This is a genomic window from Actinomadura barringtoniae (assembly GCF_017573505.1).
Lineage (GTDB): Bacteria > Actinomycetota > Actinomycetes > Streptosporangiales > Streptosporangiaceae > Spirillospora > Spirillospora barringtoniae.
Genome location: NZ_JAGEOJ010000003.1, coordinates 469,221 through 484,775 on the forward strand (window position 1 = coordinate 469,221; position 15,555 = coordinate 484,775).

13 protein-coding genes are annotated in these 15,555 nt (G+C 71.5%); 6 read left to right on the plus strand and 7 right to left on the minus strand.

Features of this window, described 5'->3' with window-relative positions; genetic code table 11:
• Positions 1-23 precede the first annotated feature (23 nt).
• The gene (locus J4573_RS09095; RefSeq protein ID WP_208254831.1) at positions 24-467 is read left to right on the plus strand and encodes a DoxX family protein; all 444 of its coding nucleotides are present in this window, start codon (positions 24-26) and stop codon (positions 465-467) included.
• Between the two features lie 210 nt (positions 468-677).
• Positions 678-1,604 carry an alpha/beta fold hydrolase gene (locus tag J4573_RS09100; protein ID WP_208254832.1) on the plus strand — a complete coding sequence of 309 codons (927 nt, stop codon included), beginning with the start codon at positions 678-680 and terminating at the stop codon, positions 1,602-1,604.
• 3 nt (positions 1,605-1,607) lie between these two features.
• On the opposite strand, the gene J4573_RS09105 is transcribed toward J4573_RS09100, so the two are convergent.
• The 6 genes from J4573_RS09105 to J4573_RS09130 form a co-directional block, all read right to left on the minus strand.
• A complete protein-coding gene (locus tag J4573_RS09105; RefSeq protein WP_208254833.1) occupies positions 1,608-3,365 on the minus strand; it encodes a fatty acyl-AMP ligase in 1,758 nt (585 codons plus the stop codon).
• A 20-nt stretch (positions 3,366-3,385) separates the two neighbouring features.
• Positions 3,386-4,330, minus strand: coding sequence for an acyl-CoA desaturase (locus tag J4573_RS09110; protein WP_208254834.1), 945 nt, complete (start codon positions 4,328-4,330; stop codon positions 3,386-3,388).
• A gap of 361 nt (positions 4,331-4,691) precedes the next feature.
• Complete coding sequence (locus J4573_RS09115; RefSeq protein ID WP_208254835.1) at positions 4,692-6,008, minus strand: lipase family protein; 1,317 nt, start codon at positions 6,006-6,008, stop codon at positions 4,692-4,694.
• Positions 6,009-6,180: 172 nt separating this feature from the next.
• Complete coding sequence (locus J4573_RS09120) at positions 6,181-6,834, minus strand: response regulator (RefSeq protein ID WP_208254836.1); 654 nt, start codon at positions 6,832-6,834, stop codon at positions 6,181-6,183.
• A gap of 1 nt (position 6,835) precedes the next feature.
• Entirely contained in the window at positions 6,836-8,011 is a 1,176-nt protein-coding gene (locus tag J4573_RS09125; RefSeq protein WP_208254837.1) for a sensor histidine kinase, read from the minus strand.
• A gap of 5 nt (positions 8,012-8,016) precedes the next feature.
• A complete protein-coding gene (locus J4573_RS09130) occupies positions 8,017-10,266 on the minus strand; it encodes an MMPL family transporter (protein WP_208254838.1) in 2,250 nt (749 codons plus the stop codon).
• Between the two features lie 301 nt (positions 10,267-10,567).
• Here J4573_RS09130 and J4573_RS09135 point away from each other — a divergent pair, with 301 nt between their 5' ends.
• From J4573_RS09135 to J4573_RS09145, 3 genes are all read left to right on the plus strand, one after another.
• Positions 10,568-11,239 (plus strand): hypothetical protein, encoded by a 672-nt coding sequence (locus J4573_RS09135; protein WP_208254839.1) that lies wholly within the window; start codon positions 10,568-10,570, stop codon positions 11,237-11,239.
• 85 nt (positions 11,240-11,324) lie between these two features.
• Positions 11,325-12,335 (plus strand): GlxA family transcriptional regulator, encoded by a 1,011-nt coding sequence (locus tag J4573_RS09140; RefSeq protein WP_208254840.1) that lies wholly within the window; start codon positions 11,325-11,327, stop codon positions 12,333-12,335.
• On the plus strand, positions 12,332-12,943 hold the full coding sequence (locus J4573_RS09145) for a DJ-1/PfpI family protein (protein WP_208254841.1): 612 nt from the start codon (positions 12,332-12,334) through the stop codon (positions 12,941-12,943). The genes J4573_RS09140 and J4573_RS09145 overlap by 4 nt, the downstream gene beginning before the upstream one ends.
• Here the strand turns inward: J4573_RS09145 and J4573_RS09150 are convergent.
• Positions 12,907-14,361 (minus strand): amidase, encoded by a 1,455-nt coding sequence (locus J4573_RS09150; protein WP_208254842.1) that lies wholly within the window; start codon positions 14,359-14,361, stop codon positions 12,907-12,909. The two genes, J4573_RS09145 and J4573_RS09150, sit on opposite strands and share 37 nt — an antisense overlap.
• 113 nt (positions 14,362-14,474) lie before the next feature.
• On the opposite strand from J4573_RS09150, the gene J4573_RS09155 reads away from it, so the two are divergent.
• On the plus strand, positions 14,475-15,419 hold the full coding sequence (locus tag J4573_RS09155) for a threonine/serine dehydratase (protein WP_208254843.1): 945 nt from the start codon (positions 14,475-14,477) through the stop codon (positions 15,417-15,419).
• The last annotated feature ends 136 nt before the right edge of the window (positions 15,420-15,555 follow it).

Below are 15,555 nucleotides of genomic sequence, written 5' to 3' on the forward strand. Positions count from 1 at the left end.
TCACGTCCCCGAAGGGAACAGTCATGACCGCCACGCACGCCGCCCCCGCCCGTACCACCGCCACCGACGCCCCCGCTGCCACCGAGCGCAAGACCCTGAACCGCGTGGTCTGGGGAGTCCAGATCTTCCTGGCGCTGTTCTTCATCGTCGCGTCGGGACTGCCCAAGTTCGTCGACCAGAAGGACGCCGTCGAGTCGTTCGTCAAGATCGGCTGGGGCCAGTGGTTCCAGTACTTCACCGGCGCGTGCGAGGTCGCCGGCGGCATCGGGCTGCTGGTCCGCAGGCTGTCGGGCGCCGCGGCGCTGGGCCTGATCGGCGTGATGATCGGCGCCACCATCGCCAACCTGACCGTGCTGGTCCCCGCGTCGGCGGTCCTGACCGTCGCGCTCGGCGTGATCTTCGCCGGGATCGCCTGGTACCGCCGCGAGGAGACCAAGGCGCTGGTCCGCGGCATCGCCCGCCGCTGACCCCCTGGAACCCCGCCTGGAACCCGCCAGGTGCCCGCCTGGAGCCCGATGCCGAACGAACGAAGTCGTCGACCACCCCGTGCCCGCGGAGGCGCACGGGGTGTTCGTCGTGTCCGCTCGTCCGGCTGTGGCCGCCCGTCAGAGAACTCATTGACTTGATGTCAACCCGTCTGTAACAGTCCGGCAATGCGCGGCGTTCACCCTGCCCTCATGCTCCAGCACCGCGAGGTTCACGGGTACCGGCGAGCGTTCCGGATGACGGGCGACGGACCGCCGCTGCTGCTCATCCACGGGATCGGCGACAGCTCGCAGACCTGGGAACCCGTGCTCGCGGCGCTGGCCGAACGCCACACCGTCATCGCGCCCGACCTGCTCGGCCACGGCGAGTCCGCCAAGCCGCGCGCCGACTACGCGATCGCCGCCTACGCGTGCGGGATGCGCGACCTGCTGACCGTGCTGGGCGTGGACCGGGTGAACGTCGTCGGGCACTCGCTCGGCGGCGGGGTCGCGATGCAGTTCGCCTACCAGTTCCCCGAACGCTGCGAACGGCTCGCGCTCGTCTCCAGCGCGGGCCTCGGCCGCGAGGTCCATCCCATCTTCCGGCTGGCGTCGGTCCCGGGAGCGCCGACCGGCATGGCGCTGATGACCAGCCTGCCGGTACGCGCTGCCGTCGGCCTGTCGGCGCCGGTCCTGCGGCGCACCGGCGGGGCCGGACTGGGCAGGGATCTGGACTACATCCTCGGCCGCTACCACCTGTTCGCCGACCCGCGGATGCGGCGCGCGTTCATGCGCACCGCCCGCGCGGCGCTCGACCTGCGCGGCCAGGCCATCACGATGCTCGACCGCGCCTACCTCGCCGAGAAGCTGCCCGCGCTCATCGTCTGGGGCACCCGCGACGGGATCATCCCGGTCCGGCACGCGGAGATCGCGCACAAGGCGCTGCCGGGCAGCCGGATGGAGATCTTCGAGGGCGCCGGGCACTTCCCGCACCACGACGATCCCGAACGCTTCGTCGCCGTCCTGGAGGACTTCCTCGCCACCACGCCGCCCGCCGCGTTCGATCGGACCGGCTGGCGCGAGGTGCTCGCCGCCGGCCGGCCCGATCCGGTGCCCGTGGAACCGTCCAGCGGTTCGTGAGGGTCAGGCCTCCGGCTTCCGGGTCACCGGAAGGGCGCCCTCCTGGTAAGCCTTGCGGGAGGCCGTACGGGCGATCTTGGCGCTGGTGGTGCGCGGCAGGCCGCCCGGCTCGATCAGCACGAAGTCGTGCACCCGCAGGTCGTGCTTGCTCATCACGGCGGCCCGCACGGCCAGCTCGACCTCGTTCTGGTCGAGCAGCTTGATCGGCACCCGGCGGTTGCGCTCGGCCACCAGCACCAGGGCCTCGCCCTGTTCGGTGTCCACCGAGAACGCGGCGACGTACTCGTTGCGGATCGCCTCGTGCGCCTGGTACGTCGTGAGCTCCAGGTCCTGCGGGTAGTGGTTGCGGCCGTCGACGATGACCAGATCCTTGATCCGGCCGGTGCAGTACAGCTCGCCCTCGTACCAGATGCCCAGGTCGCCGGTGCGCAGCCACGGGCCGTCCGGGACGCCCTCGACCGGCTCGGCCAGCATGGCGCCGAACGTCTCGGCGGTCGCCTGGGGCCGGCCCCAGTAGCCTCCGGTGACGTTGGGCCCGTGGATCCAGATCTCGCCGACGTGCCCGTCCGGCTGCCGGACGGAGGTCTTCTGGTCGACGATCAGGACGTGCTGGCCGTACGGCTGGCCGCAGCTGACGTGCACCGCGGACCGCTCGTGGTCGGCCGGCACCGGCACCGCCACGCCCTCGTTGAGCCGGTCACGGTCGAAGGACGTCGTCACCGGAAGCTGGTAGCGGGACGACGAGGAGACGTACACCGTCGCCTCCGCCAGCCCGTAGGCGGGGACCTGGACCTCCGGCCGCAGCCCGCAGCCGCGGAACGTCTCCAGGAAGCCCTCCATGGTGTGCGGGCGGATCGGCTCCGCGCCGTTCATGAAGACCTGCACGCCGCTGAGGTCGAGCTTCTCCTTCTCCTCGTCGGTGACCGAGGTGGCCAGGTACTCGTAGGCGAAGTTCGGCGCGCAGGTGAACGCCTCGTCCTGGGCGCTGAGCAGCTCCAGCCAGCGGGCCGGCCGCATGATGAACGCGACCGGGTCCATGATGTGCGCGGGGCTCCCGTACGCGATCGGCAGCCCGACCGCCGTCACCAGGCCCATGTCGTGGAAGAGCGGCAGCCAGTTCACCCCTGTTGAGCGACGCGGCACGCCGTCGAAGGTGCCCCAGCACTGCTCGGCGTTCACCGCCACGTTCCCGTGGGTGATGATCACACCGGCGGGTGCCCGGGTGGAGCCCGAGGTGTACTGGAGGTAGGCGATGTCGTCCGGGTCGATCGGCTCGGGTTCCCACGGCAGGGACAGGTCGACGTCCTCGGTGACGATGATCTCCCGGGGCCGCAGCTCCGGGTGCTGGTCGAAGAACGCACGCACCGGCGCCAGCGCCTCGTTCGTGGTCAGCACGCCGACGGGCTTGGCGTCACCGGCGACCGAGATCAGCCGGTCGGCGTAGCCGGGCAGGTCGGGCGAGAACAGCGGGACCCCGACCACCCGCGCGTACCACGTGCCGAGCAGGGCCGCGATGTACTCCAGGCTCGTCGGGGCCAGGAGCGCGACGATCTCCCCCGGCTCGATGGACCGCCGGATCGTCGCGGCGATCGCGCGGGCCTTGCGGTCCAGCTCACCCCACGTGATGTCGATGTGTACACCGTCGACGTCCGCGGTGTAGTCCACGAACGTGTAGGCGCGGTCGTCGGGATACTTCTCTGCCCACCGGCCGAGCCGCTCGATCAGAGGGGTGCGGTCCAGGGTGCGGTCCACAAGATCCATGTGCTTCTTTCTCTCTCGTACTAGATCCGCTTTGCGGCGAGGCGTTCCTCGTCCGGCCAGCGCACGTCCCAGACCCAGCCGAGCTTCTCGAACAGCCAGATCACGCGGGCGCTGATGTCGATCTGGCCCTTCAGCACCCCGTGCCGCGCGGAGGTCGGGTCGGCGTGGTGCAGGTTGTGCCAGGACTCGCCGAACGAGGGGATCGCCAGCCACCAGACGTTGCGCGAGTGGTCGCGGGTCTTGAAGTGGGTCTTGCCGAAGACGTGGCAGATGGAGTTGATCGAGAACGTGATGTGGTCGCCGGCGAACACGCGCAGCAGCCCGGCCCAGAAGAGCGCGGTGACCGCGCCGTGCCACGACCAGGTGAGCAGCGCGCCGAGGCCCATCGGTACCAGGATCGTGGAGGCCACGATCAGCAGGTACACGTCGTTGCGGCTCATGATCCGCAGGTCGCGGTCGGCGAGCAGGTCGGGGGCGTATTTGGTGCGCGAGGTGCGCTCCTTGCGGAACAGCCAGCCCATGTGCGCGTGGAAGAGTCCCTTGGAGAGCCCCCAGACGCCGGGGCCGAACGCCCACGGCGAGTGCGGGTCGCCCTCCTGGTCGGCGTACTTGTGGTGGCGCCGGTGGTCGGAGACCCAGAAGATCACCGAGCCCTGCCAGGCCTGGCCGCCGAGGATCGCGAGCACGATGCGCAGCCAGCGCTTGGCCTTGAAGCCCTTGTGGGTGAAGTGCCGGTGGTAGCCGACGGTGATGCCGAGCGCGTTGAACGGGTAGAGGAACGCGAAGATCGCGATGTCCGTCCAGCCCAGGCCCCAGCCCCAGAAGAACGGCACAGCGGCGAGGAGGGCCACGACCGGGCCGACCACGAAGAAGACCACGCTGATCCGCTCGACCAGCGGGACGGCCTTGGGTGAGATGTCCGGCAGAGGGGCTCGGTTGCCGACCTCGGCGACGCCCGCTGTCATGTCGGGGAACTCCTTTGCGGGGGTGATCGAATCATGGTTGATCGGTTCACGTGGGCATGACCGTACGGTCGGGCGGACCGTCACTCTTGACGTTGGAGACGTGAATTCGCTTCGGCATTTGGCAGGCGGTTGACAATCGCGAGGCCGTTTGTCAGCGGTGTGCGAGAACGCGGCTGCCGTTTATCAATGGCCGACTGGGTGGGCCCGAAAGCGAGGCCAGGCGGTGGCCGAACGCCATGGCGGGCGGTGGCCGAACGCGATGGCGGGCGGTGGCCGTGGTGATGGCGAGGCGGTGGCTGAAGGCGGTGGCCCTGACGCGGTGAGGGCCACCGCCTTCGGCTCGCGGGAGGCTAGGTCAGCCTCAGCAGTTGCCCTTGAAGGGCTTGTCGTTGAAGCGGTCGTCGAGGAAGTTCAGCACGTCCCCGGCGGCCCCCGGAATCGTCGTGGCGTGCTCGGTCGGGTAGCTGATGTTGTAGTTGGTGGCGATGCCCGCCTTGCAGTACGCGGCGTGGACGCCATCCTCGGTCTCGTGGGGGATGATCTCCTCCAGCCAGCCGCGGTACATGAAGACCGGGAACCCGACCTTCCACTTGGCGCTGGAGTTGGCCGGGCCGATGTCCCTGCCGGCCGCGAGGCCGTCGACGATCTGACCCCACGTGGTGCCGTCCGGGCCCTTGAGCGCGTAGATCTGGTCGAGGGTCAGCTTGTCCTTGGAGAAGTTCTCGACCTTGGCGCCCGCGAACACCGAGAGGGTGCCGAGCAGGCAGTTCTTCTTGACGTCCTCGATGGCCTTCTTGCCCTGGTCGTTCATGAGCTCGTCGAAGGGCATCTCGGGGTACTGCTGCCGGAAGCCGACGAGCGCGTCGGCCAGGAAGCCGGCGAAGAAGCCGCCGTTCAGCTGCTTGGCGGTGATCTTCAGGTCGGCGGGGATGCCGCCGGACGCGTCGCCGACGACCTTCAGGTCGGGGGCGTACGACGCGGCCATCTGCGCGGCCCACAGCGAGGTGTTGCCGCCCTCGGAGTAGCCGTGGATGCCGACCTTGCCGTCGGGCGCGAGCGCGCCGCCGGGGATCTGGGCGGGCAGCTTGCGCGCCGCGCGCACCACGTCGAGCAGGGCGTGACCGTTCGCCACGCCGTTCACGTAGTAGTGCGTCTGGCCGTCGAGGTAACCGACCCCGTCGGTGGCGGCGAGCGCCCAGCCCTTGTTGAGGAAGCCGGACAGGTTGGGGGCCTCGTACTGGTCGTTGAAGCCGGTCGTCATCTGCTTGGACAGCGAGCACTGCGGGCCCGAGCCGTGCGTGAACGGCGCGTAGTTGACCGTGGGCCGTGCGCCCTTGGTCCACGCGGCGTCCGGGATCGCGACCGTGCCCGAGGCCGCGACCTTGGCGCCCTTGGCGTCGGTGGTGACGTACTGGACCTTCCAGGCGTGCAGCTTGGGCAGGTTGGGGACGTAGTTCAGCGTGGTCGGGCTGCAGGCGAGGACGTCGCCGGGGTTGCCCGACACGGTGGCGGGAGCCTTGTAGATGTCGGCGTCGGTGGCCGTACAGCCCGAGGGGGCGGCGCCCGGCGCGTTCGGCGCCGCGTTCGGCGCGGCGGACGCGGTGGCCGGCACGCCGACCAGCGACGCCGCGGCCAGGGCCGCGCCGGCCGTCGCCGTGAGCGATGCTCTGAGTTTCATCACCACTCCAGGGGTGGGGACGAGCCGCCTGGCCCCTGGGCGTCCTTGGTACCAGAAAGGCCGGCGACGTTCCGGAAAAGTGAACGCTGACGACTTTTCCTCAGCCCCGATGCGGCGAAAATGAAGTCTCCCCACACATTCGGAGCTTCTCTTATCGGCAGATCACAAGTTTTCAGTGATCTCGCCGGCCATCGGGACGTTCCAGCAGGCCACGTTCGAGCGCGACGACAACGGCGTGAGTGCGGTCACTGACGTCGAGTTTGGCGAAAACGCGCAACAGATGGGTCTTCACTGTCGCCTCGCCGATGATGAGCCGCCCCGCGATCTCGGCGTTGGAGAGGCCGTCGGCGACGGCGTTCAGCACGTCCTTCTCGCGCGCCGTGAGAGCCGCCTGGGCGGGCCGCCGCATCCGCGCGACGAGCTTCTCGGCGACCCGCGGGGCCAGCACGGTCTCGCCCCGGGACGCGGCGTGCACGGCCTCGACGAGCTGCTCGCGGGTGGTGTCCTTCAGCAGGTAGCCGATCGCGCCCGCCTCGACGGCCCGCTCGATCTCGGCGTCGGTGTCGTAGGTGGTGAGGATCAGCACCCTGGTCCGCGCGCCGCGCACGATCTCGGCGGTGGCCGCGACGCCGTCCAGGACGGGCATGCGCAGGTCGAGGAGGGCCACGTCGGGGGCCAGCCGTTCGACCAGCTCGACGGCCTCGGCGCCGTCGCCGGCCTCGCCGACGATCGCGATCGTGGGCTCGTCGGCCAGCAGCGCGGCGACGCCGGCGCGCATCACCGTGTGGTCGTCGGCGAGGATCACGCGGAGCGGCTCGTCGGTCATGTCACACCCGATCGTTGGAGGCGAGGCTGGCGGGGAAGGCGGCGAGGACGCGGGTGCCCTCGCCGGGAGAGCTGGTGACGGTGAGCTCGCCGCCGAGCTCGGCCAGGCGGCGGCGCATGCCGTCCAGCCCGAACCCGTGCGCCTCGGCGGGCACGAAGCCCTTCCCGTCGTCGGTGATCTCCAGCTCGATGCCGGAGCCTTCGCCGTACGGGTCGGCGGCCAGGAAGACGCACACGGTCGTCGCGTCGGCGTGCTTGCGCACGTTGGCCAGCGACTCCTGCGTGCAGCGCAGCAGCGCGACGCGGGTGGTCTGGTCGCAGTCGAGGTCGGGCAGCTCGGCCTCGACGGCGATGCCGGTGTCCTCGGTGAAGCGGTCGAGCGTACGGCGCAGGGTCTGGGCCACCGAGCCGGCCGCGGGAGCGGCCTCGGGCGCCGAGCCCGCGCCGACCAGGATGCGCGCCTCGGTGAGGTTCTCGCGGGCGGTGTTCTCGATCGAGGTCAGCTGGCGGGCGCTGCGGTCCGGGTCGGAGGCGAGGCCGGACCGGGCCGCCTCGGCGAGGACGACGATGGACGCGAAGCCCTGCGCGAGGGTGTCGTGGATCTCGCGGGCGAGCCGTTCACGCTCCCCCGCCGCGCCCTCACGGCGGTGCGCCTCGGCCAGCTCGCGCTGAGTGACCTCCAGCTCGGCCGCCAGCCGCTGGGCGCGTTCGTCGGCCCGCCTGACCATCTGGTGAACGGACAGCCCCAGCAGGACGCTGGCCGGGTAGGCCAGGAGCGTGACGACGTTGTTGCCGGAGCCCGGCTCGGCGCCCGCGACGAGGGCCCCGGCCACGGTGGCCACGGCGCCGGCGCCGCTGAGAACGATCGCCCGCCGCGTGCTGCCGGCGTAGAGCCAGAAGTGCGGGAGAGCCACCACGTACAGAGCCGCGTCGCCGGTGCGCAGGAACGACGCGACGGCCAGACCGGCGACGAGGATCAGCAGGAAGGGCGTCCGGGCGGCCCGGAACCGCAGCGCCGCCGCGAACGACAGGCCGAGCACCAGGACCAGCGCCAACGACCAGTACGGGCGTGTCCCGGGGTCGTCCCGCCCCGCGATCATCGTGGGCGAGAGCCCCACGAGGACCCACGAGGCGGCGTTCCACCAGGCGATCCGGTACCGGTCGTTGACCTGCGACATGTCGGTCAGCCTACGTTCTGGAACGATCGGCCCGGACCGTCGGTGATCTCCGTTCCCCGGCCGTGGCCGTGGCCGGAGCCGGGGCGGTCGCCGCGGCTTCCGGGCCAGGGCCACCAGGTGCGCTCGCCGAGCATCAGCAGCGCGGCCGGCAAGATCACCAGGCGGATGATGAAGGCGTCCAGCAGGACCGCCACTCCCAGCGCGAAGCCGAACTGCTTCATCTCGATCAGGTGCAGCGGGATGAAGCTCGCGAACACCGTCACCATCACCAGCGCGGCGCTGGTCACCACGCCCGCCGAGGCCCCGATGCCCTCCAGCACGGCCTGCCGGGTGGGCACGCCCTCGTCCACGGCCTCCCGGATCCGGCTGAGCACGAACACCTGGTAGTCCATGGACAGGCCGAAGAGGATCACGAAGAGGAACAGCGGCACGCGGGAGCCGATCGAGCCCATCGAGGTGAAGCCGAGCAGGCCCTCCGCCCAGGTGCCCTGGAAGACCACGGTCAGCAGGCCGAGCGAGGCGGCGGCCGACAGCAGGTTGAGCAGCGCCCCGATCGCGCCCAGCATCACCGAGCGGAACGCCCAGACCGTGATCGCGAACGTGACGAGCAGCAGGGTTCCGAGGATCATCGGGATCCGCTTGCTCTGGTGTTCGGGGTAGTCGGTGTAGCGGGCGACCTCGCCGGTCACCGCGACCTCGGCACCCTGGATCTTGCCGACGGTCTCGGGCACGTAGCGGTCACGGACGTGGTCGAGGGACGCGTGCGCCTGGTCGGTGTTGGCCGCGTACGGAACGCCCACCTCCAGCCGGCTGATCCGGCCGTCGGGCGAGACGCGCAGCTCGGGCTTGCCTGCGAAGAGCTTGTCGTTGTGCGTCCGGGCGGCGAGGTCGTTCAGTGCCGCCTTCACCTGGTCGGCCTGGCTCGCGTCCGCTCGGACGACGATCTGGTTGTTGGCCTTCAGCTCGGGGAACGCGGCGTTCACCCTGTCGTAGGCCTGCATGGCGGGCAGGTCTCGCGAGTAGGTCTCCCTGCCGACGTCGGTCAGCTTCATGCCGAGCAGGGGTGCGGCCATGGCGAGCAGGGCGACCACGGCGACGGCCAGGGTCACGGCAGGCCTCTTGCTGGTGGTCCGCATCAGCGCAGTGGTGAGCCGTCCGGCCTTGGTCGAGTGGGCCTTGTCGTCGCGACGTCGGGCGCCAGGACGGCCGACCCGGCGGCCTTCCCGGCTGCTTTCCCGGCGGCCTTCCCGGCGGCTTTCCCGGCGGCGGCCGCCGAGCTTGGTCAGCAGTGCGGGCAGGATGGTCAGCGAACTGATCACGGCGGCGAGGGTGACGACGATGGCGCCGGTGGCCAGCGAGGCGAAGATGACGTCGTCGGCCAGGTAGAGGGTGGCGCTGGAGACCGCGACGGCGAGGCCGGAGACGACGACCGCGCGCCCCGAGGTGGCGGCGGCGAGCTCGACGACCGCCGCCGGGGAGAGCGCCCCGCCCGAACGGCCGCGTTCCTCGCGTTCACGCTTGAGGTAGAAGAGCGTGTAGTCCACGCCGACCGCCATGCCGATCAGCAGGATGACGTTCGCGCCGACCCCGGCGTCGGGAACCAGGTGCGAGGCCAGCATCGACAGGCCGATGGCCGACGCGATCGAGGTGACCGCCAGCAGCACCGGCACGAACGCCATCACCAGCGAACGGAAGACCAGCAGCAGCACGATCAGGGTGACGGGCAACGCGATCATCTCGGTGCGGGACAGGTCCTCGCCACGCTGCCCCTGCACGTCCTTGCTGATGGACGGGCTGCCGGACTCGTCGATCCGCAGGTCGGGGTGCGCCTTCTGAACGACGGCCGTCTGCGCGAGCAAGGGATCGACGTGCTTCTTGCCCTCAAGCTCCGGGCCCTTCAGCGTCACGTCCACCCGCAGCGACTTTCCATCGGCGGAACGGACGGGCGGGGCGACCGACTCGACCTCGGCGAGCCCCTTCATCCGGGCGGAGACGTCCTGTGCCGCCGCGGTGGCCTTCTGGAAGTCGCCGGTGATCAGGACTCGTTCGAGCGGCCTGCGCTGCATCCCGCCCTGCTCGGCCATCGCCTCGGCGCGGCCGGCCTCACCGACCCGGTAGTCGGCCGAGGTCGCGGCGTGCCCGCCGACCGAGATGCCGGCGCCGAGGCAGACCATCACGAAAAGGAACCAGGCGGCGATCGCCCGCCAGGGGTGGTGGGCGCTCCACCGAGCCATGCGCACTGGGAGGTTCGTCATGCCATCAATGCTGGTCGGAGGGCCTGTGCCGCCGACAGCCTCGACCGGTTGAACCTCGTGTCCACCAGTCGGTGGACACGGCTGGGCTCCGGCCGCGCTCCGGCCGCGCTCCGGGCGGGCTCCGGGCGGGCTCCGGGCGGGCTCCGGGCGGGCTCCGGGCGGGCTCCGGGCGGGCTCCGGGCGGGATTCGCTCTCGCGGGTGAGGCGCTTCGGCCGCTCGGGGGAAGTCCGGCGTACGTGCTGCTTGGGAGCTTTGAGGCGCGGGCAACAGGGCCCGCACGAGCCCGAGGAGTCACTGAAGATGGCACTCAACCGCGTCGCCAGAGTCGTCACCGGAGCGGCGGTCGCCGCCACCGCGCTCACCGCGACCGCCCTCGGTGCGGACGCCGCGCTCGCCTCGGCCCCGCAGCACAGCGCCAAGCCGGACAAGGCCAAGGAGTCGCACGTCACCGGGGACGCGTGGGTGAACTTCCCCGGCGACACCGAGTACCCGTACCGCCGCTTCATCGTGGACGCGCACGGCGCCCCCTGGCGGTACGAGGGCAAGAAGATGGTGATGGGCGACGCCCACGGCACGATCAAGATCAACCACTTCTCGCCCGACAAGCTCGGCAGGCCGTCGGTGGACCACTGGTTCACGGTCAAGGTCGACTACCTGATGGCCACCGGCCCGACGGCCGTCGTGTCGGGGATCTGGCAGGCGGACGTGCCCGCCAACCAGAAGCGCGCGAACCTGACCTTCTACCAGTCACCACTCGGCCACAAGTACGACCGGATGGGCTTCTCCTGGGGAGTCGTCGACGCACGCTGCCAGCAGATGGGCACCGGCCCCGCGCCGTTCAGCCCTGCCAGCCCAGGGCCGTACGACCACTGGCTGAAGGGCTACACGATCAAGGAGGCACCGCTCCCGATCCGGACCGACTTCGTCCCGCCGGACGCCCCGGCCGACTGCACGTTCAAGGACCCGGCGTAGCGCGAGCCGGCGGCCAGGCAACCATGGCGCGAATGGTGGGGTGCCCGTCGTTGACGCCATATTCGGCAGGGGGCAGCCTGGAGGCATGCACCGCGTCGTCTTCGTGATCTACGACGGGTTCCACCCGATCGACCTGGTGGGACCGCACGAGGTCTTCGCGTACGCCGGCCGCCTGACCGGCGAGTACGCATGCCAGGTCCTGGCCCCCGAGGCGGGGCCGGTGAAGGCGCACAGCGGGCTGCCGATCCACGCCGCGTACGGCACCGGCGACCTGGACCCCGGCGGCATCGACACGCTGCTGATCTGCGGCGGCCTGGGCGTGGACGAGGCGCGCCACGACCGGGCCCTCGTCGACTGGATCGCCGCCGCCGGAGCGACCGCGCGGCGCGTGACCTCGGTGTGCAGCGGCACGTTCCTGCTGGCCGCCGCCGGGCTGCTGGACGGCAGGCGCGTCACCACGCACTGGGGCCGCGAGGCGCAGCTCACCCGCGAGCACCCCGAGCTGACCGTCGACTGCGACCCGATCTTCATCCGGGACGGGCGGGTCTGGACCTCGGCCGGCGTGACCGCCGGGATGGACCTGGCGCTCGCGCTGGTCGAGGAGGATCACGGCCGCGACGTGGCGCACGCGGTGGCGCAGGAGATGGTGATGTTCCTGCGCCGCCCCGGCAGCCAGTCGCAGTTCAGCGTGCCGCTGTGGTCCGAGCAGCCCGCGACCGACCCGATCCGTGCCGCCGTGGCCTCGGTGCACGCCGATCCCGGCGCCCGGCACTCGATCGGCGACCTCGCCGAGGCGGCCGGGCTGAGCCCGCGGCATCTGCAGCGCCGCTTCACCGGCGAGCTGGGCGTGCCGCCCGCCTCGTACGTCGAACGCGTCCGGATCGAGGCGGCGCGGCGCGCGCTCGCCGAGACCGGTGAGCCGCTCGAGGCGATGGCCCGGCGGCTCGGGTTCGGCACCGCCGAAACGCTGCGCCGCGCCTTCCACCGGGCGCTCAGCGTCTCCCCTTCCGACTACCGAGATCGATTCCGCGCGATGAACGCGATGAACGCGATGAACTCGACGAACGCGATGAACTCGACGAAGGAGCACGCATGACGACCTATGGCCTGCTGGTCTTCGAGGAAGCCGAGGAACTGGACTTCGTCGGCCCGTGGGAGGTGTTCACGGCCTCCTCGATGATGCGCGAGAACGCCGACAAGGCGGTGCTGATCGCAGAAGGCCCCGGCCCCGTCCGCTGCGCCAAGGGCCTGCGGGTGCTGCCCGACCACACGCTGGAGGACCACCCTCCGCTGGACGTGCTGCTCGTGCCCGGCGGCATGGGTACCCGGCGCGAGGTCGACAACCCCGTGCTGATGGAGTGGATCAGGAAGGTGGACGCGGGCACCGAGTGGACCACCAGCGTGTGCACCGGCTCGCTGCTGCTGCACGAGGCGGGCCCGGCCCGCGACCGGCGCGTCGCCACCCACCACGCGTTCGAGGACACGCTCCAGGCACGCGGCGGCATCACCGTCGTCCGAGACGCCCGCTACGTCGTCGACGGCAAGCTCGCCACCAGCCAGGGCGTCTCGGCCGGGATCGACATGGCCCTGTGGCTGATCGGACGGCTGCACGGCCGCGACCACGCCCGCGCCGTGCGCCGCTACATCCAGTACGAGCCCGCGCCGCCCTACCTGGCCGACGAACCCGAGTCCGAACCCGCCTGACCGGCCGCGACGTGATGCGGCGGGGTCCGGTCGCACCAGGGCATGGCCTCCTCGAACCTGGCGGCCAGCCGCAGCAGCAGGTCTTCGCGCCCGTACGGGGCGACGAGCTGGACGCCGATCGGCAGCCCGCCGCTGCTCTGCCCGAGCGGCAGGCTGATGGCGGGTTGCCCGGAGACGTTGAACAGCATCGTGAACGGCCCGTACTGGAAGATGCTCTCCAGCCAGCCCGTCGTGGTCTGCTCGGCGTCGTCGAAGTCGAACGTCCCGTGCGGCGCCGGGGGCCATGCCAGCGTCGGAGTGACCAGCAGGTCGTAGCGGGTGAAGAACGCCCCGACCTTGCGGGTGAGCGCGTTCTGCCGCGCGAAGCCGGCCAGCAGTTCCATCGCGCTGAGGCTTCTCGCCTCCTCCACGACCTTCCAGGCCACTTCGGCGAACACCTGCTTCGGCAGGTCGACCGGGGCCATGAGATACGGAGCCGCGACGGCGGCCAGCTGGTGCCGGCACCCCTCGACGATCTCCTCCGGCGTGACCTCGGGTCCCGCCTCCCCGACGTCGTGCCCGAATTCCTCCAGCAGCCGGGCGGCCGCGATCGTCGCCTCGGCCACCTCGGGGTCCACGGTCCCGCCCGACCACGACCGGACCGACAACGCCACCCTGAGCCGCTCGGGCTCGGCGCCCAGTTCGCCGGCGTAGGGGCGAGCGGGCCTCGGGACCTCGTACTTGTCGCCGACCCCGGGACCGGCGACCGCGTCGAGCAGGTGGGCGGCGTCCCGGACCGTCCGGGTCAGCGCGAAGTCGTAGGACATCCCGAAGCCGTGCTCGTCGGCGCCGGGACCGGCCGGGGTGCGGCCGCGCGTCGGCTTCAGGCCCACGAGCCCGCAGGCCGAGGCCGGGATCCTGATCGAACCGGCCCCGTCGCTGCCGTGCGCCATGGGTACCGCGCCCGCGGCGACCAGCGCGGCCGAGCCGCCGCTGGAGCCGCCCGTGCCCCGGTCGAGATCCCAGGGATTGCGGGTGATCCCGTACCGGGCCGACTCGGTGGCGAAGCTGATCGCCATTTCCGGCGCGGTGGTCTGGCCGAGCGTCACCAGCCCCGCCGCGCGGAACCGGCTCATCACCTCGGTGTCGCGCTCCGCCGTGATGTGCGGCGGGATCGCCCGGGTGCCGATGGAGAACGGCACGCCCTCGGCCAGCGGAGCGCTGTCCTTGATCAGGAACGGCACGCCCGCGAAGGGTCCCCGTCCGGCGTGCTCCAGCGCGGGCGAGAACAACGGCATCGTCAGGGCGTTCAACCGGGCGTTCGCCAGCTCCAGGGCCCGGCGCGCGACCTCCTCGACCTCCGCCGCGGAAACCTTGCCCGTCGCGATCAGCTCCCTGAGTGCGATCGCGTCAAGCCTGGCGTACTCGTGGATCTCCATCGCTGCGTCCTCTCCGGCCGTGCCCCCGCGACAGGCCGTCCCCACCTTGCACCAGCGGGGGCCGTGAACGCATACGGTTTTCCCTGCCCTCAATCCCGCGAAAGGCATGCAGCATGATCACCAGCTTCGACGCCCGGACGGCCGCCTCCCGGATCGCCGGGCGGGTGCGCCGGACCCCGGTCGCCGACGTCGACTCCGGCGGGCAGCACGGCTCCCGGCTGTGGTTCAAGCTCGAACACCTCCAGCACACCGGCTCGTTCAAGGCGCGCGGGGCGTTCAACCGGCTGCTGTCGGCGGCCGAGGAGGGCGGCCTGCCCGCCGAGGGCGTGGTGACCGCGTCCGGCGGCAACGCCGGGCTGGCCGTCGCGTACGCCGCCTCCGAGGTAGGCGTGCCCGCCGAGGTGTACGTGCCGGTGAACGCCCCCGCGACCAAGGTCGCCAAGCTCCGCGCGATCGGCGCGACCGTGGTCCAGGTGGGCGACCGCTACGCCGAGGCGGCCGAGGCCGCGACCAAGCGGGCCGCCGACACCGGCGCGCTGTTCTGCCACGCCTACGACCAGCCCGAGGTCTGCGCGGGCCAGGGCACGCTCGGCCTGGAACTGCTGGAGCAGACCGACGGCGAGGTCGACACGATCCTGATCTCGGTGGGCGGCGGCGGCCTGATGGCCGGCGTCGCGGCGGCGGTCGAGGGGCACGCGAACGTCGTCGCCGTCGAGCCCGAGGCCTGCCCGACCCTGAACCGCGCGCTGCGCGCCGGGCGGCCCGTCGACGTGGACGTCTCCGGCGTCGCGTCCGACTCCCTGGGCGCCACCCGCGTCGGCGAGATCGCCTTCCGCGTCGCCTCCCGTTCCGGCGTCCGCTCGGTCCTGGTCACCGACGACGCGATCGTCCACGCCCGCCGCCGCCTGTGGGACCGCTACCGCCTGGTCGTCGAACACGGCACCGCCGCCGCCCTCGCCGCCCTCCAGTCCGGCGCCTACCGTCCCGCCCCCGGCGAACGCGTCGCGGTAGTCCTCTGCGGCGCCAACACCGACCCCACCGACCTGGTCCAGCCCTGACCGCCCTCCCCGTGCACCCCGCCCCGTCTGCAGCACTCTCGCCGGACTCGCCAGCGGCGCTCCGGCCGGGTAGACCGGATTCGTCGGCGGCGCTCTCATCGCCCTCGCCAGCGGCGCTCCGGTCGGGGAGACCGGA

Excerpts from the sequence above, each read along its gene's own strand:
- J4573_RS09125 (WP_208254837.1), bottom strand. The coding sequence starts at position 8,011 with ATGTCGCAGGTCAACGACCGGTACCGGATCGCCTGGTGGAACGCCGCC.
- J4573_RS09140 (WP_208254840.1), top strand. The coding sequence starts at position 11,325 with ATGCACCGCGTCGTCTTCGTGATCTACGACGGGTTCCACCCGATCGAC.
- J4573_RS09110 (WP_208254834.1), bottom strand. The coding sequence starts at position 4,330 with ATGACAGCGGGCGTCGCCGAGGTCGGCAACCGAGCCCCTCTGCCGGAC.
- J4573_RS09145 (WP_208254841.1), top strand. The coding sequence starts at position 12,332 with ATGACGACCTATGGCCTGCTGGTCTTCGAGGAAGCCGAGGAACTGGAC.
- J4573_RS09150 (WP_208254842.1), bottom strand. The coding sequence starts at position 14,361 with ATGGAGATCCACGAGTACGCCAGGCTTGACGCGATCGCACTCAGGGAG.
- J4573_RS09095 (WP_208254831.1), top strand. The coding sequence starts at position 24 with ATGACCGCCACGCACGCCGCCCCCGCCCGTACCACCGCCACCGACGCC.
- J4573_RS09130 (WP_208254838.1), bottom strand. The coding sequence starts at position 10,266 with ATGACGAACCTCCCAGTGCGCATGGCTCGGTGGAGCGCCCACCACCCC.
- J4573_RS09115 (WP_208254835.1), bottom strand. The coding sequence starts at position 6,008 with ATGAAACTCAGAGCATCGCTCACGGCGACGGCCGGCGCGGCCCTGGCC.
- J4573_RS09135 (WP_208254839.1), top strand. The coding sequence starts at position 10,568 with ATGGCACTCAACCGCGTCGCCAGAGTCGTCACCGGAGCGGCGGTCGCC.
- J4573_RS09105 (WP_208254833.1), bottom strand. The coding sequence starts at position 3,365 with ATGGATCTTGTGGACCGCACCCTGGACCGCACCCCTCTGATCGAGCGG.
- J4573_RS09100 (WP_208254832.1), top strand. The coding sequence starts at position 678 with ATGCTCCAGCACCGCGAGGTTCACGGGTACCGGCGAGCGTTCCGGATG.
- J4573_RS09120 (WP_208254836.1), bottom strand. The coding sequence starts at position 6,834 with ATGACCGACGAGCCGCTCCGCGTGATCCTCGCCGACGACCACACGGTG.
- J4573_RS09155 (WP_208254843.1), top strand. The coding sequence starts at position 14,475 with ATGATCACCAGCTTCGACGCCCGGACGGCCGCCTCCCGGATCGCCGGG.